Source organism: Amycolatopsis pittospori (assembly GCF_013870525.1).
GTDB lineage: Bacteria > Actinomycetota > Actinomycetes > Mycobacteriales > Pseudonocardiaceae > Amycolatopsis > Amycolatopsis pittospori.
In genome coordinates, this window is record NZ_JACBXD010000003.1 from 39,081 (window position 1) to 61,203 (window position 22,123).

Below are 22,123 nucleotides of genomic sequence, written 5' to 3' on the forward strand. Positions count from 1 at the left end.
CATGAGAACTCGCGTCCTGATCGCGGGCCTCGCGGCGCTCGGCCTCGTCTCGGCCTGTGCGCCGGCGCAGAACACCCCCGCCGCGAGCGGCGGTGACGAGAAGTCCGGCACGGTCCGGGTCTGGCTGTTCGACGAGGCCAACCGCGCCCCCAAGGAGGCCGCGGTCAAGGAGGCGATCGCCGAGTTCAAGGCGGCGCATTCCGGGGTCGAGGTCGACGTCCAGTGGATCCCGGTGGAGGGGCGCGCGGACAAATTCTCCGGCGCCTTCAACGACCCGGCGAGCGCGCCGGACGTCGCCGAGTTCGGCAACACCGACGTCTCCAGCTACGCCGCCACGGGCGCGCTGGCCGATCTCACCGGTGATCTCTCGTCGTGGAAGGAGGGTTCCGACATCCTCCCCGCGGTGCTGGAGACGGCGAAGTCCGGTGGCAAGACGTACGGGCTCCCCTGGTTCACCGGCATCCGCGCGTTGTACTACCGCACGGACATCTTCGCCGAGCTCGGTCTCAAGCCGCCCGCCACGCTGGCGGAGCTGACCGAGACCGCGCGGACGATCCGGGCCAAGAAGCCGGAGCTGTACGGCATCTCCGTCGGTGGCAAGTACACCTACGCGATGCTGCCGTTCCTGTGGGCACACGGCGGCGAGATCGCCAAGCAGGAAGGCGACAAGTGGAAGTCCACTGTGGACTCCGAGCAGGCCAAGGCCGGGGTCGCGACGTACGCGAACCTGATGAAGGCCGACATCTGCCCGCCGGAACAGTGCGCCAACCTCACCGGGACGCAGAGCATCACGGCGTTCGCGGGCGGCAAGGCGGGTATGTCGATCGGCGGTGACTTCAACCGCAAGGCCGTCGAAGCCGGTCAGGTGAAGGGGAAGTACGCGATCCTCCCGATCCCGGGCACCGAGGCCGGCAAGATCGCGCCGGCGTTCGCGGGCGGCAACCTGCTCGGCGTGTTCAACGCGACCAAGCGCAAGAGCCTCGCGGTCGAGTTCGTCGAACTGCTCGGTGGCGCGAAGTACCAGGAGAAGATGTACTTCGGCATGGGCAACCTGCCCACGCTCGGCAGCGTCCAGAAGAAGGTCGCGGCGAGCGACCCGTCGGTCAAGCCGTTCGTCGACACGCTCACCGCGGGCACCAAGTTCGTCCCCGCCACCGCCGCGTGGTCGAAGATCGACGCGCAGAACGTCCTGCCGACCGCGATCCAGCAGATCGCGACCGGTGGCAAGGATCCGGCCGCCGCACTGGGTGCCGCCTCCGCCGAGATGAACAAGGCGTTCGGCTAGCTCCATGGTGACCAAGGAACTTTCACGCACCGCGGCGTCGCCCGCCCCGGCCCGGCGTTCCCCACGCCGTCGCCGGGACGGGCGGGCCGCCCTGCTCTACCTGGCACCGGGCGGCATCCTGCTGCTCGCCATGCTGGTCTACCCGATCTACCAGCTCATCCTGATCTCGTTCTACGACTACGGGCAACCGCAAGCCGTCGGCAACGCGCCTCTGGTGTTCCTCGGCTTCGGCAACTACGCCGAACTGCTGCAGAACCTGCAGTTCTGGGAGGTGCTGGCCAAGACCCTCGGGTTCACCGCGGTCTGCGTCGTGGGCAGCCTCGCGCTCGGGACGGCGCTGGCCGTCCTGGCCACCCGGGTCCGTACGTGGGCACGGGTGCCGCTGTTCCTGGCGGCTCTGGCCGCGTGGGCGACGCCGGCGATGGCGGGCTCGTACGTCTGGCTGTTCCTGTTCGACGCGGACTTCGGCCTGGTGAACGAGGTGCTCTCGGGCCTCGGGTTCTCCGGGATGGCGAACCACTCCTGGACCTACGGCACCTACGGCACGTTCGGGCTGGTGGCCGCCGAGGTCATCTGGTGCTCGTTCCCGTTCGTCATGGTGACGATGTACGCGGGGATCAAGGGCGTGCCGGAAGAGGTCATCGAGGCCGCGCATCTCGACGGCGCGTCGACCTGGCGCACCACGTGGACGATCACGCTGCCGATGGTGCGGCCGCTGCTGACCATCGCCACGATCCAGTCGATCATCTGGGACTTCAAGATCTTCACCCAGATCTACGTGATGACCAACGGCGGCGGGGTGGCCGGGCGCAACCTCGTCCTCAACGTCTTCGCCTATCAACAGGCCTTCGCCGGACAGGAATACGGTCTCGGCGCGGCGCTCGGAGTCGTGATGACCTTGCTGCTGCTGTCCATCACCGGGCTGTACGTCCGGTCGCAACGCCGGGGTGCCGGATGGGTGTGACGACAGCGCCCGCCAGGGCAAGGAACCGGCGGGTCAAGAAGCCGGGCAGGCTGATCGCCGAGATCGTCTGCGTCGTGATCGCCGGAATGGTCGCGTTCCCGGTGTACTGGATGGTGCTTTCGGCGTTCAAGCCGACCGGGCAGATCCAGTCGGACAACCCCCGCCCGTGGACGCTGACACCGACCCTGGAGCACTTCGAGCGGGTGCTCAGCGGCGAGGGATTCGCGATGTTCTTCCTGAACAGCGTGATCGTCGCCGTCGTCGTGGTGGCGCTGTCGCTGCTGCTGTCGTTCCTCTCGGCGGTGGCGCTGACTCGGTTCAACTTCCGCGGCAAGACCGTCCTGCTGGTTATGGTGCTGGTGGCGCAGATGGTGCCGGTCGAGGCGCTGACCATTCCGCTGTTCTTCCTGATGCGGTCGGTCGGCGACGTCGCGCCCGCGTTCGGCACCAACCACCTCGGCTCGCTGATCCTGGTGCATCTGGCGTTCAGCCTGCCGTTCGCGATCTGGATGCTGCGCGGCTTCGTCGCCGCGGTGCCGCAGGAACTGGAAGAGGCGTCGAAGATCGACGGGGCGAGCCGCATGCGGTTCACCTGGCAGATCCTCTTCCCGCTGGTGGCACCCGGGCTGGTGGCGATCAGCGTGCTGTCGTTCATCCACGCCTGGAACGACTTCCTGTTCGCCAAGACGTTCATCATCTCCAACACCGAGAACCAGACGCTTCCGCTGGCGATTCTCGTGTTCTTCAAACCGGAGGACACCGACTGGGGCGCGGTGATGGCGGGCTCGACCCTGATGACCATCCCGGTGCTGGTGTTCTTCATCCTCGTACAACGACGACTCGTGTCCGTCATGGGCGGCGCGGTGAAGGGCTGACATGCCGGGATTCGAAACTCTTCTCCCCCGTCCCGTCTCAGTGGAGCCACTGCCGGGAAGCTGTCCGGTACCGTCCGAAGTGGACGTTCGCCTTGGCGCCGACCTGCCCGCCGAGGGCTACCGGCTGGAGATCGATCCGTCCGGGGTGACGCTGCACGCCGCCGACGCGGCCGGCGAGTTCTACGGCCGCCAGACGTTGCGTCAGCTCGTCGGACCGGACGCGTTCCGGTCGACGTCCATCCACCAGGGAGAGCGGAAGATCCCGTGCGGCGTGGTGACCGACCATCCGCGCTTCGGCTGGCGCGGCTGTCTCCTCGACGTCGCGAGGAATTTCCGGACCAAGGCCGAGGTACTGCGGTTCATCGACCTGCTCGCCGCGCACAAGCTCAACGTGCTCAACCTGCACCTGACCGACGACCAGGGCTGGCGGATCGAGATCCCCGAGTTCCCGAAGCTGACCGAGGTCGGCGGCTGGCGGAAGTCGTCCATGGTCGGCAGGCACGACGGCCCCGAACGCGACGGACGTCCGCACGGCGGGTTCTACACGACCGACGACCTGCGCGAGATCGTCGCGTACGCGGCGGCGCGCGCGATCACGGTCGTCCCGGAGGTCGACATCCCAGGCCACGCGCGGGCCGCGATCGCGGCGTACCCCGAACTCGGCCCGAAGACCGAGGAACCGTACGAAGTCTGGACGAGCTGGGGTATCAGCACGTCCCTGCTGAACACCGAGAAGTCCACAGTGGACTTCTTCCGGACCGTTTTCGACCACGTACTGGAGATCTTCCCGTCCGAGGTCATCGCGCTCGGCGGCGATGAGGTCCCCGGCGCGACCGAGGAACACGGCCGGTTCGTCCGCGAGATCGCGCAGCACCTGGTCGAACGCGGACGTCGTCCACTCGGCTGGGACGAGGTGCTCGAAGCGGGCGACCTCCCGCCGATGGTCATCGGCTCGTGGCAGAACGAGGCCGCCGGGGCGCGGGCCGCCGCGGCCGGGCACGACGTCGTCATGTGCCCCGAGGACCGCGTGTATCTCGACCACCGGCAGTCCGATCACCCCGACGAGCCGATCCCCGTCGGCTATCTGCGGACGCTGGAGGACATCTACTCCTACGAGCCGGTGCCGGCGGATTTCCCGGCCGACCGGAAGATTCTCGGCGCCCAGGCGCAGGTCTGGGCGGAGCACCTGGACACGGTGCGCCGCGTCGACTACGCCGCTTTCCCGCGGTTGAGCGCTTTCGCCGAGGTCGCGTGGAGTGATCCGACGGGCCGGGACTACGCGGAGTTCCTGCCGCGCCTGCGGGACCACCACCTGCCGCGGCTCGACGCGCTGGGCGTCGAGTACCGGCCACTGGACGGTCCGCACCCTTGGCAGACACGGCCCGGCGTTCCGGGGCGGCCCCGCTAAGAGCTGGAGAAGGGCGGGGTAGGCGGCCAGGTCACCTCCAGGAACCGCGGCCGGTAGATCCGCGCGTCCGCGATGTTGTCGCCGTGGTCCAGGCTGTTCACGTTGTACGAAACGACGAGCTTCCCCGGAGCGCTCAGCTGCGGATGCGCGGTCGCGTCGTAGACGATGAGCCGGGCACTGGCCTCGGGTGCCCGGTAGAGCACCCGAGGCTTCCCGAACGGCCCGGTCGGCGAACTCGCCGTGTACGCGAGCATCACCGGGCTGAAGCCGGGACTGGTGTCCATGGTGACGAGCACGTACTCGCCGTCGACCCGGGTCACCGAGAAGGCCGTCCCGACCCCGGACAGCATCCGCGCGGAGTCCTCCTCGTGCGATGACCAACCGAAGCCGGTCCAGAACCGCCAAGGGCCGCGAAAGCCGCCGGTGGGCACCCTGGCCAGCCGGAGATGTCCTTGTTCGGCACCGTAGATATAGGTGTACCCACCGTCTTCGAGCAGCTCGGATCCCCACGCGACCCGGTCGCTCACCGGGATCAGCAGTACCTCGGACGGCGTCAGCGAAGACAACGGGAAGGTGGCCAGCGAGGTACCGGTGCTCCGGAAGTCGAGCCCGCCGGATCCCGTCGTCGCGTAGCGGTTGTAAAGCACCCGAAGGACATCACCTTCGACGACGCCGTCCCCGACCCAGTAGTGCTCGGCAGAGCCAGGGAGCCCGACCAACGACTTCGGGTCGTCGGCGGAGCCACCGTGCAGCGTTTCCCCGAGGGTTCCGTCGGGACGCTGGACGACCAGGGTGTTGCGGGCGATCGGGCTGTCCGCAGGACGGCTGTGGTCGGGATTCACCGTGCCCAGGAAGGTGTCCGAGAACAGCCACGCGGTGCGGCCGTCCGGCAGCGGGACGGAAACCGTGCGATCGCCGCCGGTCCAGTGGCCGCCCCGATCGCCGTAACGGTTCCAGAGATCGTTCAGCGCCGAGGCCGGAAGCACGTCCGGCACGACCGGCGGCAAGGCGGCCGGAGGCGCGATCCCGCTGCTCGCGACGACGGCGCTGAGCAGCAACGCGGCCGGTACGAGATTCCGCCACGCCCGACGCATCGGATCATGGTAGAGCCGCGGACGTCTTTGTACGAGCCTTGTGCGGAGCCTGGTTAGCGTCCGCGAAATGTCCTGGAAACTGCTCTCCGTGGGTCTGCTCGCCGCGATCGCGAGCACCGGCTTCACGGCATCAGAAGCGGCCCCGAAGACGTACTACGTCGACCAGACCATCGGCAACGACACCGCGAGCGGTACCTCGCAGCAGACACCGTGGAAATCACTGACGAAGGTCTCTTCGACCACGCTCGCCGCGGGTGACACCGTCCTGCTGCGCCGTGGCGGCGCTTGGACCGGTGGCCTCACCGTCAAGGGCTCGGGCGTCACGATCGGCGCGTACGGCACCGGTGCCCGCCCGATCGTCAAGGGCGACGCCGAAGCCTGCGTCGACCTGCCCGGCAACGACGTCCGCGTGCAGGACCTGCAGATCGGCGTCGCCGCCGACGCCGGCCGCTGCTCCTGGGCCGGGGTGAAGGTGACCGGCGACCGCAACAAGGTGCTGTCGAACCTCATTACCGGTGCGGGCGCGGGCGTGTACATCGCCCCGTCCGCGGACCACACCGAGGTCACCCAGAACGACCTCGTCGACAACAACCACATGACCGTCGTGACACCGGGCGGCAACGACGACTCCGGCGCGTTCGCCGTCCTGGTCCAGGGCAACGACTCCGACATCGGCTGGAACCGGATCAGCGGTTCGATCGCGAAGGCCGACGACTTCGGCGGTCTCGACGGCGCGGCTGTGGAGATCTTCTACGGGTCTCGCAACGTCATCCACCACAACATCTCCGAGGACAACGAGACGTTCACCGAACTCGGCACCGACACCGAGGATCCCGACGGCGTCTCGACCGGCAACGTCTTCGAGTACAACGCGATCTTCGGCGCCAAGACCCGCGGCGGCGTCATCACGCGCGGCGCCGAGGACGGGAACGGGCCGGTGCTCGGGACGGTGTTCCGCAACAACTCGCTCCGGCTCTCCAACGCCGAGTCGGAGGGTTTCGTCTGCTACGGCGGCTGCACGAACCAGATACTGACGATGACGCAGAACGTCGTCCAGGCCGCGTACAAGGTCGGCTACGCGGACACGACCTTCACCGCGACGGATCACAACGTCTACTTCGGCGGTCTCCGGCAGTTCGCTCCGGGCGGCACCGACAAGGTCGCGGATCCGAAGTTCACCTCGGCGACGAACCTCGTCCTGAAGGCGGGAAGCCCGGCGATCGACCTCGGCACGACGAAGTACGACGACCGCGACGTCGACGGCAACCCGGTCTTCGCCGGTGCCCGGGTGGACGCCGGCGCCTACGAGTTCCAGGGGTAGAACGCCGTGAAGGCCTCCTTCCCTACCTTGAGAGTAGGGAAGGAGGCCTTCACGGAACGTCAGGGTCAGTAGTTGTAGATGCGCTGCATGGCGCCGGCCGCCAGCATGCCGTTGGCCCACAGCGAGTTCACCCGGGAGACCTCCTGGGCGTTCGGCTTCGCGTTGGTGCAGGACGGGCCGGGGCCGCCACCGGACATCAGTTCGGAGCACGGACCCTGGTAGTTGTCCGGCAGGCCGAGCGCGTGGCCGGTCTCGTGCGCGGCGATCCGGGTCTGGTCGTACTGCTGCGCCTGCGTGTAGTCGATGAAGATCGTGCCGCGGCCGTGGCCGTCGGTCTGGGCGTACGAACCCCGCGGGTCGTTGCCCTCGGTGTAGCGCAGGGTGGCCCCCGACGAGCTCTCCTGCAGCTTCACGTTGGACACCGAGTTGTTCCAGTTCGCCGCACCCGCCTGGATGGCGGCACGGAAGCTGGGGGCTCCCGAGGCGTCGTAGTAGACCGTGGTCGCCGCCGCGGTCTGCTGAGCAGGCTGGACCGCAGCCGTGGCCTGACCCGCGGTGACCGGGACGGCGAGCAACGCCACGCTCACGGACGCGGCGACGAAGAACTTCCTTGCCATGGACCCACTCCTTGTGAGGACAACGGAATGGTTCGTGAATCTAGGAGCGAAACCCACGACATGGCACCAACTTTCGTCGCGTCAGCCAGCTGGTGATTTACCAACACTTTCGCCCTATTGACATGCGCATGTCCGCATACGACTATGCACGGCCACCCTCGTTCAGGGCCGCAGCACGAGCTTCCCGGACGTCGCCCGCGCTTCCAGGTCCGCGAGTACCTTCGGCCCGTCCGCGAGGTCGTGGATAGTCGGCGTCCCCGGCGCGCAGACCCCGGCGGCGATGAGCGAACGCAGCTCCTCCAACAGCTCCGCGAAGATCCCGGGCGCATGCTCGATCAGGACGCCGAGGTGCAGGCCGATCACGTGGATCTGGTGCTCGAAGTTCAGGGCCCGGTTGGTGATCGCGGCCTCTCCCGCGGCGATGCCGTAGACCACGACGCGTCCGGTCACGCGTTTGGCGGCGGCGAGACTCGCGGCGAAGTTCGCCCCGCCGACCGATTCGAGCACGAGGTCAACCTCTCCCGTCGCGATGCCGTAGTCGAGGACGCGGTCGGCGCCCAGGGCCCGCACGAGGTCGTGCTTACCCGGCGACGCGGTGGCGATGACCGTGGCACCGTAGTGCTTGGCCATCCGGACCGCGGCCTGCCCGACCCCGCCCGCCGCCGCGTGCACCAGCACCGTCTCACCGGCGGCGAGGCGTCCCAACGGTCTGAGCGCGGCGAGCGCGGTGGCCCAGTTCAGGAGCAGGCCCGGCGCCTGCTCGTCCGCCCAGCCCTCCGGCACCGGAACGGCGCCCGCGGCGGACATGACCATGTACTCGGCGAAAGCCCCGCCACCGGTCCCCAGGACGTGGTCGCCGGGTGCGAATCCGGTCGCTCCCTCTCCTGCGGCGACGACCTCACCGGCCGCCTCGAAACCTGCGATGTAAGGCGCTGTCGGGCCGCCTTCGTAAGTCCCCCGGGTCTGCATGACGTCGGCGAAGTTGACGCCCGCGGCGGTGACCTTGACCAGGATCTCGCCTGGTCCCGGCGACGGAACGGGCGCATCATTGATCAGGTGCAGGTCTTCGGGACCGTTCGTGGAGTTCTGCCGCAGGGCACGCATCGAAGTCATGCTCCGACGCTAAAAGCCTTACGTTTGCGTGAGGGTCAAGTCGCGGAGGTACGCGTCGAGGGCATCGCGATTGCGGGTCATGAGCGCGATCCGGCGATCGAGCACTTCCCGCTGCCGGGCGATCTCGTCGATCATGTACTCGCACGGCACCTTCGGCCGCACGTCCCCGGGCCCGTCGAGATAGGGCAGGATCTCGCGGATCAGCCTGGTCGGCAGGCCGGCGTCGAGCATCCCGCGGATTTGCAGGACGGCCTCGACCGAGCCGTCACAGAAGTCGCGGTAGCCGTTGCCGCCGCGGCCGGGCCGGATCAGGCCCTCTTCCTCGTAGTAGCGCAGCGCGCGGACGCTGACCCCGGTCTTCCGCGCGAGTTCGCCGATCTTCACCCTGCCCAAGATAATCGCCGGGGTGCGGTATAGGTCGTTATACAAGCCCCTCGGACCCGTCGGAAGCGGATCAAGGATCAACGAAGGTCAGAGGCCCGGAAACGGATCATGAAACGACCTGCGAAGATCAACGCGAGGGACGTTGTTCCCACGTCGGCTTGATCCACTCCGGCCGGCCGGGCTAGCGTCCGCCCTCGGGACGCCGCGCGTGCGCACACAAGAAGGCAGCCCCGCACGATGACGACGGCCACCACGGCAGCGACTGTCACCCCCAAGAAGAAGCCGAAGAAGCCGCCCTCGCGCCCTCGGCTCCCGAAAGCCGAACAGCTCCCCTCCGGCCGCTGGCGCGCCTACGTCTGGGACTCCCACCGCCAGGCGAAGGTGTGGCCACGAACCGCGAGGACGGCACCGAGACCTTCGATGAACGGTGGATGGCGGAGGCCGCCCAAGTTGTCCTCTACCGCCGCATGGAAGCCCTGTACGAGGAGCTTGGCGACCCGCAGGACCGCAAGACCTTCCGGCACCCATTTCTCGACGTCTCCCGGGAGTACCTCCGCGAGGAGGAGAACCGGCTCAGCCGGACCGGGGGCAAGGAGCGGGGCGGAACGTTCAACACGCGCAAGACGCGACGCAACCAGGTCAACCAGCTCTGCAAGGTGTTCGCGAAGGACGACATCCGGCAGATCGACCAAGTCCGCTTCCTGGAGTACCTCGACGAGCTTGAGGAAGACGGGTTCTCAACGGCCAGCCTCGCCGGTCGCCTGACCTACATGCGCCAGGTCATGGCCTTCGCCTCACTGAGGGGATACATCGAGGACGACTGCACCCGTGGACTCTCGATCTCCGTCGACCGTCTGCGCGAACCTCGCATCCTGACCGACCAGGAACTCTGCCTGCTGAGCAACTACGTCCCGCGCTGGTACTACGTCGCCCTCCTGCTGGCCTTCGACTGTGGACTGCGAGCCGCAGAAGTCGCCGGCCTTCGATGGCTTCGCGTTGACCTCGACGCAAAGATTCCGAAGGTCACCGTCAAGGACGTGATGGAGGTCGGCAAAACGCTGCGGGGCTATCCGAAGGGGAAGACCACCGAGGACGTTTACCTCACGCCGCGCTGCGTGGAGGCGCTACGCGAGCTTCAGCGGTGGCGTCCGGACGACGGACCGGAGGGCTTCATCTTCCGCAACGAGAAGGGCGCGCCGATGTCGCCGTCCGACCCCAGCCTCATCCTTCAGCTCGCGTGGGATGCGACCGGGCTCGAAGGAGAGCGGCCCCGGTTCCACGCACTCCGCCACGCGTGCGCGACCAACCTGGCCGAAGCTGGCGCACCGCTCGACGTCATCGTGCGCCGGATGCGGCACAGGAACACCCAGACCACGATGAAGTACATCCGCCGGTCGCTGGAGCGGGAGGCCGAGTGGGCGGGTCGCGTACAGGACGCGACCAACGACCAGGTCATCTCTCTACATCGAACGCGCGCGGCGCAGGCAGACCGAGGCCGCAACGCCGGCTGGCGCGGCCTCATAGAGGGCGTCAGACGACGCGAAGGCAAGCAGTAGGTTTCAAACTGAGACAGGGACGGGTTCCTGGCGTGGAAACCACGCCAGGAACCCGTCCCTTGTTCCGTTAGCGTAGTGGGCCGCCATGCCCGGCCATTCGTTCCCCGGCGGGGCCGGGTCGGCAGCGAGCTACCTGTGTAAGCCTTGCACCATTTCGCGCCAGCCCTACGGCATGGGTGCGACCTGGACGCGACAACGGCCCCCGGCGTGACACCGGGGGCCGTTGTCGCGTCCGCAGCCTCTACTCAAGTGCCCCCAGGACGGGGGCGACCTGCGCCGAGCCGACCGGCGCGATGCGGACCGACCCCGGCGTCACGTCGATCTCGACGTTCGAGAAGCCGATGCCGACGAAGACCATCGTCACAGCGAAGGCGACGAGCACGATGAACCGCCACATGCGCCCCTCGGTGGCCGTCAGCCAGTCCAGCAGGCGGCCCCCCTCTTCCCGGGCCGCCCTCTGGAGCCCTCCGGCCACGGGGGGCGCGTAGGGGTTTTCGCCGGACTCCTCGATCGTGTGCCGCCTGTCGCACGCGGGCGACATTCCGCCGTCCTCGCCTGGCATCCCAGGCACGTCGGGTCGTATCGTCATGATGTCTCCCTTGTTCTCATCCGAACGGAAGACGCAGGTCAGGCCTGCGGATGCGTGGTCTGACCCCGGGTTCCCGGAGTGCAATCCGGTACCCGCACGGGCGGCTCCATCAGGGGCCGCCCGCTTGCGTTCCCGGGATCGAGCCTATGGCGCGCCGTCCTCGCTTGGGGTGCCTCAGCGCCGAAGAACCGGGACCAACCGACCAGCGGTCATTTCACTTGTTTCATCGAATCGGTGCTACTGAAGACCACGTGGGTTTGCTATCCGCACTGGTCACGGCTGGTCTTCGCTGTCGTCCTGTCCAAATCGAGGGCAAAACATGCTCTCCTGGAGCTGTTCCGTGACGGCCCGGTGCGCCCCCGGTTTGAAACCCCTGGCCAAGCGCGACGTGTCCGAAATGTCTTGCTTTCTTTAGCGCGTGCATGCAAGGGAAGGCGCAACCGAATCGCCGAACGGTCGACGAACGGTCGCCGCTAAGAGGCTGAAAGTTCACGACTATCCGGGACAGCTGACCAACACTTGCACCCGGGCGGGAACACATGTTCGACTGTGCGGCATGAGCGCGTCGCGGACACTGTCGGACTGGTGCCCCCCCCAGTCGAGAGAGGGCAGCCACCCCACGTCTGGACCATCGCCTTTGACCCCACCTTCGAGTGCTGGTCACAGGAGGACTCCGCGATCGCGGGGTCGCCGGCCGGTGTGGACCTGGAGGTGGTGCTGCGGAACTGGTTCGAGGCGCACGGCGGGCTCGGCGGCCCGGTGGCGCCCGCGGGTCTCACTGGAGGCCGACGAGTCGACCGTCGTGGCCGAGACGATCGTGATCTTCACGGAGATCGTGGAGCGGAAGGTGAGAAGGCTCGGCCCTGACCGAGGTCCGGCAGCGCCCACCTTCGACTCCACCACGATCTTGCTGCCGCCCTCGCCCGAGCAACTCGCAGCATGGGCGGAGCGGGACGCAGCGGAGCAGCCCCGGACGTGACGAAGGCCCCGACAACTCGCCGGGACGTTCGGTGTCACTGCCCCCGGCGAGACAGGGAACCGTGGGAAGAGGGGCCGACTCGGGGCGACTCAGACGTCAACTGTGCGACTCGACGCGATCCACTTGACACGGTAAACGACCAGGCGGGAGCCTTGCCCGGCCAAAACACCAGGTCAGCACGCCGGTGACCCCGATAAAGGTCGTTATACGGTTTTCGGTTTGTACCAGACTTCGGGCCGGCCGACCTGGCCGTAGCGGGGTTCGCGCTGGGCGAGGCCGTTGTCGGCGAGGTATTCGAGGTAACGCCGCGCGGTGACGCGGGAGGCGCCGATCGCGGTCGCGGCCGCCCCGGCGGACAGGCCGTCCGCGGCCGAGGCGAGGACTTCGGTGATGGCCTCCAGGGTCTGCGCGCTCATCCCCTTCGGCAGCGCCTGCCGCTCGGTGGTGCGCAGGGTGCCGAGCGCGCGGTCGATCTCGGCCTGACCGGTGACCTCGCCCGACGTGCCGTGGAACTCGGCGTAGCGCTCGAGTTTTTCCCGCAGCGAGGCGAAAGTGAACGGTTTCAGCAGGTACTGGACCACACCGACGGACACCGCGGCCTTCACCAGCGCCAGATCGCGCGCCGAGGTCACCGCGATGACGTCGATCGGCAGTCCGGCCGCCCGCAGGGACCGGCAGACCGCGAGCCCGTGCGTGTCCGGCAGATAGAAGTCCAGCAGCACCAGGTCGACGGGCTCGCGTTCACAGAACCGCAACGCGTCACCGCCGGAATGCACGACGCCGGCCACGCTGAAACCGGGCATCCGCTCGACGTACACCCGGTGCGCGTCGGCGGCCACCGGTTCGTCTTCGACGACCAGCACCTTGATCATCGGGTCGGCTCCTTCGACGACTGCGGCGTCTTGAGTGGCAAGCGCACGGTGAACACCGCGCCCTCGTCGCGGCCGACGTCGATGGTCCCACCGTGCCGCCGCACCGCCTGACCCACCAGCGCCAAGCCGAGCCCGTGCCCGTCCTCGGGTTTGGTGGACCACCCGCGCCGGAAGACCTCTTCGACGTCTTCGACGCCCGGTCCGGTGTCGGCGACCCGGAGCAGCAGTCCCTCGGCGTCCGAACGCACGGTGACCTCGACGCCGGGACGTTCGCCGTCGGCCGCGTTCCCCGCCGCCGCGTCGATCCCGTTGTCGATCAGGTTTCCCAGGATGGTCACCAGATCGCGGGGCGGGACGCCGGTGTCCGAGTCGTCCATGACCGTGTCGGGCGCGATGGTGAACTCGACGCCGCGCTCGCTCGCCTCCGCCGCCTTGCCCAGCAGCAGCGCCGCGAGTACCGGTTCGGCGACCGCGCCGACGACGCGGTCGGTGAGTTCCTGCGCCAGCGCGAGTTCCGCGGTGGCGAATTCGACGGCCTGTTCTGGACGGCCGATCTCGACCAGCGAAACGACCGTGTGGAGCCGATTCGCGGCCTCGTGCGCCTGCGAACGCAACGCCTCGGCCAGCCCGCGCACCGTGGTCAGCTCGCCGGTCAGCGCCTGCAATTCGGTGTGGTCGCGCAGGATGACCACGGTGCCCATCGCCTTGCCGCGCGACCGCACGGGCGCGGTGCTGACGACGAGCACCCGGGCCTCGGTGAGATGCAGCTCGTCGGTGCGCTCCTCCCCCGAGGTGAACGCTTCGACGAGGTCTTCGGGAATGTCCAATGCGGACAGTTCCCGCCCGACCGGGTCGCCGTCGACGCCGAGGAGCGCGCGGGCGCCGTCGTTGCACAGCACCACGCGTCCGTCGCCGCCGACGAGCAGCAGTCCTTCGCGCATCGAATGCAGCACGGCTTCGTGGTACTCGAAGAGGTTGCTCAGCTCCTCGGGCGCGATCCCCCGGGTCTGCCGCCGGAGCCGCGCGCTGACCAGATAACTGCCGATCCCGCCGACGACCAGGACCGCGACCGCGACGCCGATCAGTGGCCAAAGACGTTCGCGCAGTTCGGCGTCGATCGCCTCGACGGTGATGCCGACCGAGACCAGCGCGACCACCTGTCCCTCGGTGCTGAGCACGGGAACGACGACGCGTTCGGACGGCCCGAGCGAACCGGCGTATGTCTCGACGACCTTCCCGCCGCGCTGCGCCTCGCCGATGTTGCCGATGAACGGCTGCCCGATCAGGTCCGGGTTCGGGTGGGTGAACCGGATGCCGTTCGTGTCCATGATGGTCACGAAGTCCACACCCGTATCCGCGCGGACACTCTGCGCGAACGGCTGCAGGGTCCGGCTGGGTTCCGATGTGGACAGTGCGGCGAGTACGCCGGGCGCGTCCGCCACCGCTTCGGCGACCGCGGTCACCTGGTCCCGCGCACGATCTTCGGTAGCCTTCACGGAATCCAGGTAGGCGAACGCCACTCCCGCCGCTACCAGTACGAAGAGCACCACGAGCTGCAGGATCAGCAGCTGGCGGGCGAGTGAGCCACGCCTGGTCCGGGTCCGCTTCGTCGAGGGCACCCGCTCATACCAGCACACCCGCGTCACGGCCGCGCGATCCCCTGGCCGGAATTCTCCGAAAACCGCCCACGCGAACTCTATGAACACAACCGTGACCCAGCTCACCTGCCCGGGTGATAGTGACCGGCAATTCCCGAAGACCCCTGAGCTGGAGGCAAAGGTGCCTACAACGGCCGAAGCGGCGCCGCGTCGCCGAGACAAGATGCATTACCTGTACATGGCGGTGATCGCCGCCGTCGTCCTCGGCGTCATCGTCGGGTTCGCCGCGCCCGGTCTGGCCAAGGAGCTCAAGCCGCTCGGCACGGGCTTCGTCAACCTGATCAAGATGATGATCTCCCCCATCATCTTCTGCACCATCGTGCTCGGCATCGGATCGGTGGCCAAGGCCGCGAAGGTCGGCAAGGTCGGCTTGCTCTCGCTCGGCTACTTCCTGCTGATGTCGACGTTCGCGCTCGCGATCGGTCTCGTCGTCGGCAACCTCCTGCACCCGGGTGAGGGCCTGCACCTCGACCCGGCCGCCGCGGCGAAGGCGCACACCCAGGCCGAGGGTGGCGAAGGCTCAGTCGACTTCCTGCTCGGCATCATCCCGACGAGTTTCGGTTCCGCCTTCACCGAAGGCCAGGTGCTGCAGACCCTGCTGGTCGCGCTGCTCGCCGGTTTCGCCGTCCAGAAGCTGGGCACCAAGGGCGAGCCGATCCGCCGCGGCATCGAGCACATCCAGCGTCTCGTGTTCCGGATCCTCGCGATGATCATGTGGGCGGCCCCGGTGGGCGCGTTCGGCGCGATCGCCGCGGTGGTCGGGGAAACCGGCTGGGGCGCGCTGCGCAGCCTCGCCGTCATCATGATCGGCTTCTACCTGACCTGCCTGGTGTTCGTGTTCGGCGTGCTCGGTTCGGTCCTGTGGCTCGGCGCGCGGATCAACATCTTCACGCTGCTGCGTTACCTCGGCCGCGAGTTCCTGCTGATCCTCTCGACGTCGTCGTCCGAGTCGGCCCTGCCGCGGCTGATCGCGAAGATGGAGCACCTCGGGGTTTCCAAACCGGTCGTCGGCATCACGGTGCCCACCGGGTACTCGTTCAACCTCGACGGCACGGCGATCTACCTGACGATGGCGACGCTGTTCATCGCGACGGCGCAGGACCAGCCGCTGTCACTCGGCGAGCAGATCTCCTTGCTGCTGTTCATGATCATCGCCTCGAAGGGCGCGGCGGGCGTCAGCGGCGCCGGTATCGCCACCCTCGCCGGCGGTCTCCAGTCGCACCGGCCGGAACTGGTCGACGGCGTCGGGTTCATCCTCGGCATCGACCGGTTCATGTCCGAGGCCCGCGCGCTGACCAACTTCGCGGGCAACGCCGTCGCGACCGTCCTGGTCGGAACGTGGACCAAGGAATTCGACCGGGAACGGGCAAACCAGGTCTTCAGCGGCCAGGCCCCGTTCGACGAAGCCACCCTGGTCGACGACCACGCCTCGGACGCCCCCGAAGCCAGCGACGACGGCCAGGAGAAGAAAGCCGTAGCGCACGTCTAGCGCACGGCCACGGTGAAGAACCGCGGTGCGAGGGTCCCCCGTCCTCGCACCGCGGTTCTTCGTTTCCGGCAAACTACGGGTATGCCGGACGCCATCGACCACTACGTGCTCAAGCGGTATTCGAAGCTCCTGCACGGCAACTTCGGCGCGATGGCGGGCGGCCCCGAAGGCGAGGCGTTCCTGCGCGACCTGGTCGAGGACGCCCGCCGGATCACCGACGAAGAACTGGAAACGCTGTTCGAGGTGAACTGGCGGCCTCGGATCACCGCCGCCTGGCTGATCGGCGTCGACCGGCGGACCGAGTGGCGCGAACGCATCCGCGAACTGTTCCTGGAGAGCAAGCTGGTCTTCACCGGGCAGGGCTACTGTTTCGCGCTGGCCCGGTTCGGCACCCTCGCCGACGCCGAGATCCTCGTGTCCTATCTGGACCATTACCTCGCCGAGCCGACACTGCGTTACGACCAGCAATGGGCGCTCGCGGCCCTGCACCACCTCGACGCCGACCTCAGGACCGCGTACACGTCGCGCTACCTGAGGCCGGGCGGCCTGTGGGAAAGCTGGTCCGCGGCGAACAGTACGGACCTGCCGTTCCACAAGATGTGGTTCGACCAGCTCTGCTCACACGTCCAGCGGGCCGTGCACGCGGCCGACGTCAGGCGCTGACCTTCTCGTCGTAGACGACGCGGGACGCCGCGATCGAATCGCGGTGCCGCTCCGCCCAGTGCAGCAGGCCGCTCAGCGACGCGTACAACTCCTTGGCCATCGCGGTGACCTCGTACTCCACCTTCGGCGGCACCGTCGGGTACACCGTGCGGATCAGCAGACCGTCGCGTTCGAGGTTCCGCAGCGTCAGCGTCAGCATCCGGCGGCTGATGCCCTCCACCGACCGTTCCAGCTCGGTGAACCGCACCGGACCGCGCGTGGCCTCCAGCAGGATGCCGATCGCCCACTTCCCGCTGATCCGGTTGATCACCTCGAGCACGGTGCAGACCTCGAGTTTTTCCGGGTCGACCACCCTGGCCTGCGCGGTCACATCGGTGTTCCCCTGGGACATCAAAGTGCCTCCTTCCGGCAAGGAACAGAGTCACACAAGATGGGCGCTGTAACAAGTGATGCACCAAGGCATCACCTGGGGAAATCGTCACAGATGGGTACCTCCATGCCTCAGCGCGCTCTCGCTCTCGCCGTGCTCTGCGCCGTCTCGCTGATGGTCGTCCTCGACGGCTCGATCGTCGCCGTCGCGCTGCCCGCGATCCAGAACGACCTCGGCTTCACGCCGTCCACCCTGGCCTGGGTGGTCAACGCCTACCTGATCGCCTTCGCCGGGTTGCTGCTGTTGTCCGGCAGGCTGGGCGATCTGCTCGGCCGAAAACGGGTCTTCCTCGCCGGACTCGGCGTGTTCACTCTCGCCTCCCTGCTGTGCGGCATCGCGCAGGACCAGACCCAGCTCGTCGTCTTCCGGTTCCTGCAGGGCGCCAGCGGCGCGCTCGCCTCGGCCGTCGTACTCGGCATGATCACCACGCTCTACCCGGAGCCGCGAGCGCGAGCGAAGGCCATCGGCGTCTACAGCTTCACCCAGGCCGCCGGAGCGTCGATCGGGCTCATCGCGGGAGGGACGCTCACGCAGTTGCTCGACTGGCACTGGACGTTCTACATCAACCTGCCGATCGGCGCGGTGGCGCTGGTGATGGCCGTCCGGCTACTGGCGGACGATCGCGACCCCGGACCGCGTGGCGGCACCGACATCGCCGGCGCCGGGCTCGTCACCGGCGGGCTGATGCTGCTGGTCTACACGATCGTCAAGGCCGAGGAGTACTCGTGGGCCGACGCCCGCACGCTCGGACTGCTCGCGGTCTCGCTCCTGCTGCTCGCCGGATTCGTGCTGCGACAGGCGAAGGCCCGCGAACCGTTGCTGCCGCTGAGGATCTTCCGCTCGCGGGCGGTGTCCGGGGCGAACGCGGTGATGGTCCTGATGGTCGCCGGGCTGTTCGGCTTCCAGTTCATCACCGCGCTCTACCTGCAGCGGGTACTTCAGTTGGACGCGCTGAGCACCGGATTCGCCTTCCTGCCCGCCCCGGTCTCGATCGCGGTGATGTCGCTGGTCTTCGCGGAGAGGCTGAATCACCGCTTCGGGGCGCGGACGGTACTCGTCACCGGTCTCTCGCTGGTCGCGCTGGCACTCGGCTTCCTCGCCATGGTCGAAGCGGACGGGAACTACGCGATGGACGTCCTCCCCGCGCTCGTCCTGATGGGCATCGGATTCGGCGCGGCGATGCCGGCGCTGATGGGGCAGGCGATGTCCGGCGCCGACCCCGCCGACGCCGGGGTCGCCTCCGGGCTGATCAACACGACCCAGCAGATCGGTGCCGCCGTCGGCACGGCCGTACTCGCGACGGCGGCCGCGTCCCGCACCGGTTCCCTGCTGGCCGAAGGCGCGGCGACGCCCGAAGCGCTGACCGGTGGGTACCGGACCGCGTACGCGCTGAGTGCGGGGCTGCTCGCCCTCGCCGTCTTCGTCTCCGCGGTGGTCCTGCGCGAACGGAAGACTCAGGAGGTGATCGTCGCGTAAGCCCACTCGGAGAGCTCGCCGCCGAGGCGCACCTCGGCGGCGCCTCCGGGTTTCCAGACCCCGCTGCCACCGAACGCCGCCATCCCCCCGGTCTTCCCCGAGTACTGGGAAAGCACGACCCACATCCCGTGCCCGGCGGCGACGCCGACCTGGGCGAGCAGCCTGTCTTCCTGACCTTCACTGAAGAGTGCGCTGAGGACGTAGACCTCGGCACCGGCCTCGGCGAGTTCCCGGGAGTGGTCCGGGTTGGCGGCGTCGAGGCAGATCGCCAAGCCGAGCCGCCGACCGTGGACCTCGATGATCACCTGTCGGCGGCCTGGTTCGAAAAGCTCGTCTTCACTGTCGTGGAGATTGCGTTTCGCATAGGTGGCAACGGTTTCGCCATCGGGACCGAGGACGAGCGAACCGATGTGCCGCCGGCCGTCCTCCACGAGGGGAAGTCCGATGACGGCGTGGACTCCGCTCTCCCGGCAGGCTTCCCGGAGCGGTTCGAGGCGCGGATCATCCCGCGTCAGCCAGAGTCCCGGGTCCGCGGCGAGCGCGTCGAACTCCAGGCCGATCAGGGAAAGTTCGGGGAAGACGCAGAGATCGGCCTCCGCGATCCGGAGGAGCCTGGCGTGTTCGGCGATGTTCGCGGCGAGATCCGCGGGGACGGTGAACGGCTGCACGGTGGCGACACGCATACGCGGCAGATTAGCCCGCAGCGGTGAGCAGATACCCCCGTAATCCGTGTTGCCCGCGTCTCATCATCAGCGCGTGATTGACCCGGAACAGCGGCCACGCGACCCTGTCGAGCTTGCGCAGCAACGGCTTCCTGGCTTCGACCTCCTGCGTGATCTCCAGGCGGGTCCCGTCGCCGTCCGGGCTCAGCTCGCCGTCGAGCGTCCCTTCGAGATCACCGCTGAGCAAGACCCGGACTTTGCCCTCACCCTCGTCCTGCCGATCGCGATGCATCCGCAGCCTCAGCTCGTACGGAAGCCGCGAGCGGCAGACGAGTTCGGCGGTGTCTTCGTCGACCTGGCTGACCGAACGGACGTCCCGCCACCACGACGGATACGCGGCGAGATCGACGACGGCGTCGAAAACCGCCTTGGGTGAGCCGGGAAGCACCCACGTGTCGCGGAAGCGGTACCAACCGCCACCGCCACCGCGACCCGTGGGCGTCACCGTCACACCTGCGCCGACACCAGGTTCCGGCCGTCCATGGTCACGACGTCGACCGAGGCCACGTCGTTGGGAGCGACCAGGGCGGAACCGTCGATCCCGGTGCCTTCTTTTTCACCCTTCGCCGAGACCAGCCAGCTGCCGGCATTGACCCGCTCACCGTTCTTGGTCACCACGACGAGCTGACACTTCTCGCCTTCGCGGACGCCTTCCGCCTTCGCGTGCAGCCGCACCCAGCCCGCCGCCGGGATCACCCGGACCGCGAGCTGCGCGCCCGTGTCCTGGTTCGTGGCAGCGAGGTCCTTGGTGCCCGGAACCGGGGCTGTCGACGCCGGCACCGGCAGCGCCACGGTCGACGGTTCGGGTGAGGTCTGCCTGCCGACCAGCACGCCCGCACCCAGGGCCACGACGACCAGTGCGGCCGCCCCGGCCAGGGCGAGGAACCGCCGCGGCTTGCGCTCCTGGGCGCCTTCTTCGTCGCGGACCTGCCGCAGCGTGCGCTGCAGGAGCAGGTCGCCTCCGTCCGGAGGCCCTTCGAGGAACGCTTCCGGCGGCACCTCGTCGAGGTGGTACCGAAGCTCGCCCAGCTCCCGAACCTCGCGACGGCACGCGGGGCAGTTCGCCAGATGCGTCTCGAAAGCGGCCGCCTCCGCCGGGTCGAGCCCACCGAGGACGTAGGCCGCGATCTGGCCCTGGTCGTGTCCCACCGCACTCATCGCGCTACCTCCCTTCCGGTCCCCGACATCACGGCTCTGAGCGCCCGTAACGCGTAATAAGATCTCGACTTAACGGTACCTGGGGCCACGCCCAGTGATCTCGCCGCTTCGGCCACCGTCCGGCCCCGGTAGTAGATCTCCACCAGTACCTCACGATGTTCCGTGGACAGGCCGTCCATCGCCCCGAGCACGGCCATCGAGTCCACGACGCTCTGCGCGTGATCCCGCTCCACCGCCGGGGTGGGCACGCCTTCCTCGGGTTCCGCCACTTCCGGCGGCCGTGCCGCCCTGGCCCGAGCGCGGTCGGTGATGATGTTGCGGGCGACCGTGAGCAGCCAGCCCCGCACCGATCCCTTCGCGTCGTTCTCCAGGTCTTCGGCATGCTTCCAGGCGCGGACCAGGGTCTCCTGCACGACGTCCTCCGCGGCCGCACGATCTCCGGTCAGCCTCGTCGCGTACGCCAGCAGGCTCCTGCCGTGTTCGGCGTACAAGTGCCGGACCAGGTCCTCGCCCTTGGCCTTCTTCGGCCGCCAGCCTCCGATCGCCACTCGTGTCCTCCCGACGGTCTTCTGGGTCGGCGAGGACAGTACTGCAACCCGCAGGGGCAAGGTGGATCGCTCGGCCGCGATCGAACTGTGCATCGGCACCGGCCTCTCCTCGGTTCTCCATGGCCGCCTCCTCTTGCCTCCCACACGGACGGCCTCGCGGAACGGTTCAACCGGGTTTCCCGGGGTCTTGTCGATCACCGGACGCGCTCGTATGCTGACGCCTCCGGATTCCGCCGCCGCCTGATTCCCGGGAGGCTGAAGGCGTGCCAAGGAAAATCGCGGCCGTTCTGCTGGTGCTGGCTTTCGCGGCCGGGTGCGCCGCCGAAGAACCCGCGGCCGGATTCACCGCGACGCTGACGGATCCGGTGAACGTGGACCTGAACTGGCCGGACGACGATCCGGACGTCGCGGGCCGGATCGTCGAATACACCACCGATCCGAACGGCGAATACACGATCCTGCAGTTCGTCCCGCCGCGGCAGACGACGTACCGGCATCCGGATCTGATCCCGGAAACGCGGTTCTACTACCGGATCCGGCCGTTCTACGGCCCGGTCTCCGACGCAGTCACCGTCTCCGGTCCCGCCTCGCCGGGCGCAGCCGGGCCCGCGGTCCCTCTACGCGACGGTGGCCGAGACGCGACTCCGGCGGCATTCCGCGCGGAACCCGCCGAGGAGGAGATGGTGCGGTTCAGCTGGGCGGACCGATCCGCCGACGAGGACGGTTTCCTCGTGGAGATCAAGAAATCGGGCGCGGACGCCTTCGTGCCGATCGAGATGTCGGATCCGGGGACGACCACGGCCGGGCTCGCGACGATGCCGGACGAGAAGGGCGCGTCGTACCGGCTGCGCGCTTTCTACTACGGGCCAGCGTCGCCGGTGCTGGAACGGACCACGGGGAAGGCTTGAGACCCTGCCCCCGA

The 22,123-nt window shown here is 68.2% G+C and carries 22 protein-coding genes; 10 read left to right on the forward strand and 12 right to left on the reverse strand.

The features are described from left to right. The first annotated feature begins 1 nt into the window (after position 1). From H5J31_RS02375 to H5J31_RS02390, 4 genes are read left to right on the forward strand one after another with little or no spacing between them, the layout of a single operon-like run. Complete coding sequence (locus H5J31_RS02375; protein ID WP_181770748.1) at positions 2-1,285, forward strand: extracellular solute-binding protein; 1,284 nt, start codon at positions 2-4, stop codon at positions 1,283-1,285. Positions 1,286-1,289: 4 nt separating this feature from the next. Continuing rightward, on the forward strand, positions 1,290-2,249 hold the full coding sequence (locus H5J31_RS02380) for a carbohydrate ABC transporter permease (RefSeq protein WP_181770749.1): 960 nt from the start codon (positions 1,290-1,292) through the stop codon (positions 2,247-2,249). Further along, positions 2,240-3,124, forward strand: coding sequence for a carbohydrate ABC transporter permease (locus tag H5J31_RS02385; RefSeq protein WP_181770750.1), 885 nt, complete (start codon positions 2,240-2,242; stop codon positions 3,122-3,124). Before H5J31_RS02380 ends, H5J31_RS02385 begins: the two co-directional genes overlap by 10 nt. A 1-nt stretch (position 3,125) precedes the next feature. Continuing rightward, positions 3,126-4,532: a beta-N-acetylhexosaminidase gene (locus H5J31_RS02390; protein WP_181770751.1), complete on the forward strand. Its 1,407-nt coding sequence runs from the start codon at positions 3,126-3,128 to the stop codon at positions 4,530-4,532. Here the strand turns inward: H5J31_RS02390 and H5J31_RS02395 are convergent. After that, positions 4,529-5,626: a DUF5005 domain-containing protein gene (locus H5J31_RS02395; RefSeq protein WP_181770752.1), complete on the reverse strand. Its 1,098-nt coding sequence runs from the start codon at positions 5,624-5,626 to the stop codon at positions 4,529-4,531. The two genes, H5J31_RS02390 and H5J31_RS02395, sit on opposite strands and share 4 nt — an antisense overlap. 67 nt (positions 5,627-5,693) lie before the next feature. On the opposite strand from H5J31_RS02395, the gene H5J31_RS02400 reads away from it, so the two are divergent. Continuing rightward, positions 5,694-6,947, forward strand: coding sequence for a choice-of-anchor Q domain-containing protein (locus tag H5J31_RS02400; protein WP_181770753.1), 1,254 nt, complete (start codon positions 5,694-5,696; stop codon positions 6,945-6,947). A 65-nt stretch (positions 6,948-7,012) separates the two neighbouring features. On the opposite strand, the gene H5J31_RS02405 is transcribed toward H5J31_RS02400, so the two are convergent. The 3 genes from H5J31_RS02405 to H5J31_RS02415 all read right to left on the reverse strand — a co-directional run bounded on the left by H5J31_RS02405 (position 7,013) and on the right by H5J31_RS02415 (position 9,061). Continuing rightward, the gene (locus tag H5J31_RS02405) at positions 7,013-7,564 is read right to left on the reverse strand and encodes a snapalysin family zinc-dependent metalloprotease (RefSeq protein ID WP_181770754.1); all 552 of its coding nucleotides are present in this window, start codon (positions 7,562-7,564) and stop codon (positions 7,013-7,015) included. A 162-nt stretch (positions 7,565-7,726) separates the two neighbouring features. Beyond that, the gene (locus H5J31_RS02410; RefSeq protein WP_181770755.1) at positions 7,727-8,677 is read right to left on the reverse strand and encodes an alcohol dehydrogenase catalytic domain-containing protein; all 951 of its coding nucleotides are present in this window, start codon (positions 8,675-8,677) and stop codon (positions 7,727-7,729) included. A gap of 18 nt (positions 8,678-8,695) precedes the next feature. Next, entirely contained in the window at positions 8,696-9,061 is a 366-nt protein-coding gene (locus H5J31_RS02415; protein ID WP_181770756.1) for a MerR family transcriptional regulator, read from the reverse strand. A gap of 383 nt (positions 9,062-9,444) precedes the next feature. Between H5J31_RS02415 and H5J31_RS02420 the strand changes: the two genes are divergently transcribed. Continuing rightward, positions 9,445-10,617 carry a tyrosine-type recombinase/integrase gene (locus tag H5J31_RS02420; protein ID WP_181770757.1) on the forward strand — a complete coding sequence of 391 codons (1,173 nt, stop codon included), beginning with the start codon at positions 9,445-9,447 and terminating at the stop codon, positions 10,615-10,617. Positions 10,618-10,858: 241 nt separating this feature from the next. Here H5J31_RS02420 and H5J31_RS39730 read toward each other — a convergent pair whose 3' ends face one another. The 3 genes from H5J31_RS39730 to H5J31_RS02435 form a co-directional block, all read right to left on the reverse strand. Then, positions 10,859-11,206, reverse strand: coding sequence for a hypothetical protein (locus H5J31_RS39730; RefSeq protein WP_236004563.1), 348 nt, complete (start codon positions 11,204-11,206; stop codon positions 10,859-10,861). A gap of 1,182 nt (positions 11,207-12,388) precedes the next feature. Beyond that, positions 12,389-13,057 (reverse strand): response regulator, encoded by a 669-nt coding sequence (locus H5J31_RS02430; protein WP_181770758.1) that lies wholly within the window; start codon positions 13,055-13,057, stop codon positions 12,389-12,391. After that, entirely contained in the window at positions 13,054-14,676 is a 1,623-nt protein-coding gene (locus H5J31_RS02435) for an ATP-binding protein (RefSeq protein WP_181770759.1), read from the reverse strand. The genes H5J31_RS02430 and H5J31_RS02435 overlap by 4 nt, the downstream gene beginning before the upstream one ends. 202 nt (positions 14,677-14,878) lie before the next feature. Between H5J31_RS02435 and H5J31_RS02440 the strand changes: the two genes are divergently transcribed. Together H5J31_RS02440 and H5J31_RS02445 are read left to right on the forward strand one after the other, a co-directional pair. After that, the gene (locus tag H5J31_RS02440; protein ID WP_181770879.1) at positions 14,879-16,204 is read left to right on the forward strand and encodes a cation:dicarboxylate symporter family transporter; all 1,326 of its coding nucleotides are present in this window, start codon (positions 14,879-14,881) and stop codon (positions 16,202-16,204) included. Between the two features lie 81 nt (positions 16,205-16,285). After that, the gene (locus tag H5J31_RS02445) at positions 16,286-16,867 is read left to right on the forward strand and encodes a DUF6000 family protein (RefSeq protein WP_181770760.1); all 582 of its coding nucleotides are present in this window, start codon (positions 16,286-16,288) and stop codon (positions 16,865-16,867) included. On the opposite strand, the gene H5J31_RS02450 is transcribed toward H5J31_RS02445, so the two are convergent. Further along, the gene (locus H5J31_RS02450) at positions 16,857-17,258 is read right to left on the reverse strand and encodes a winged helix-turn-helix transcriptional regulator (protein ID WP_181770761.1); all 402 of its coding nucleotides are present in this window, start codon (positions 17,256-17,258) and stop codon (positions 16,857-16,859) included. The two genes, H5J31_RS02445 and H5J31_RS02450, sit on opposite strands and share 11 nt — an antisense overlap. Positions 17,259-17,363: 105 nt before the next feature. Here H5J31_RS02450 and H5J31_RS02455 point away from each other — a divergent pair, with 105 nt between their 5' ends. Further along, positions 17,364-18,773: an MFS transporter gene (locus tag H5J31_RS02455; protein ID WP_181770762.1), complete on the forward strand. Its 1,410-nt coding sequence runs from the start codon at positions 17,364-17,366 to the stop codon at positions 18,771-18,773. On the opposite strand, the gene H5J31_RS02460 is transcribed toward H5J31_RS02455, so the two are convergent. Genes H5J31_RS02460 through H5J31_RS02475 form a run of 4 tightly spaced genes read right to left on the reverse strand, consistent with a single transcriptional unit; the run spans position 18,752 to position 21,201 of the window. Then, complete coding sequence (locus tag H5J31_RS02460) at positions 18,752-19,456, reverse strand: carbon-nitrogen hydrolase family protein (RefSeq protein WP_207897309.1); 705 nt, start codon at positions 19,454-19,456, stop codon at positions 18,752-18,754. The two genes, H5J31_RS02455 and H5J31_RS02460, sit on opposite strands and share 22 nt — an antisense overlap. Before the next feature lie 10 nt (positions 19,457-19,466). Beyond that, positions 19,467-19,940 carry an SRPBCC family protein gene (locus tag H5J31_RS02465; protein ID WP_407925035.1) on the reverse strand — a complete coding sequence of 158 codons (474 nt, stop codon included), beginning with the start codon at positions 19,938-19,940 and terminating at the stop codon, positions 19,467-19,469. Between the two features lie 2 nt (positions 19,941-19,942). Next, positions 19,943-20,653, reverse strand: a complete 711-nt coding sequence (locus H5J31_RS02470; protein ID WP_181770764.1) for an anti-sigma factor family protein — start codon at positions 20,651-20,653, stop codon at positions 19,943-19,945. Next, positions 20,650-21,201, reverse strand: a complete 552-nt coding sequence (locus H5J31_RS02475; RefSeq protein WP_181770881.1) for a sigma-70 family RNA polymerase sigma factor — start codon at positions 21,199-21,201, stop codon at positions 20,650-20,652. The genes H5J31_RS02470 and H5J31_RS02475 overlap by 4 nt, the downstream gene beginning before the upstream one ends. A 263-nt stretch (positions 21,202-21,464) precedes the next feature. Here H5J31_RS02475 and H5J31_RS02480 point away from each other — a divergent pair, with 263 nt between their 5' ends. Further along, complete coding sequence (locus H5J31_RS02480; RefSeq protein ID WP_181770765.1) at positions 21,465-22,109, forward strand: fibronectin type III domain-containing protein; 645 nt, start codon at positions 21,465-21,467, stop codon at positions 22,107-22,109. The last annotated feature ends 14 nt before the right edge of the window (positions 22,110-22,123 follow it).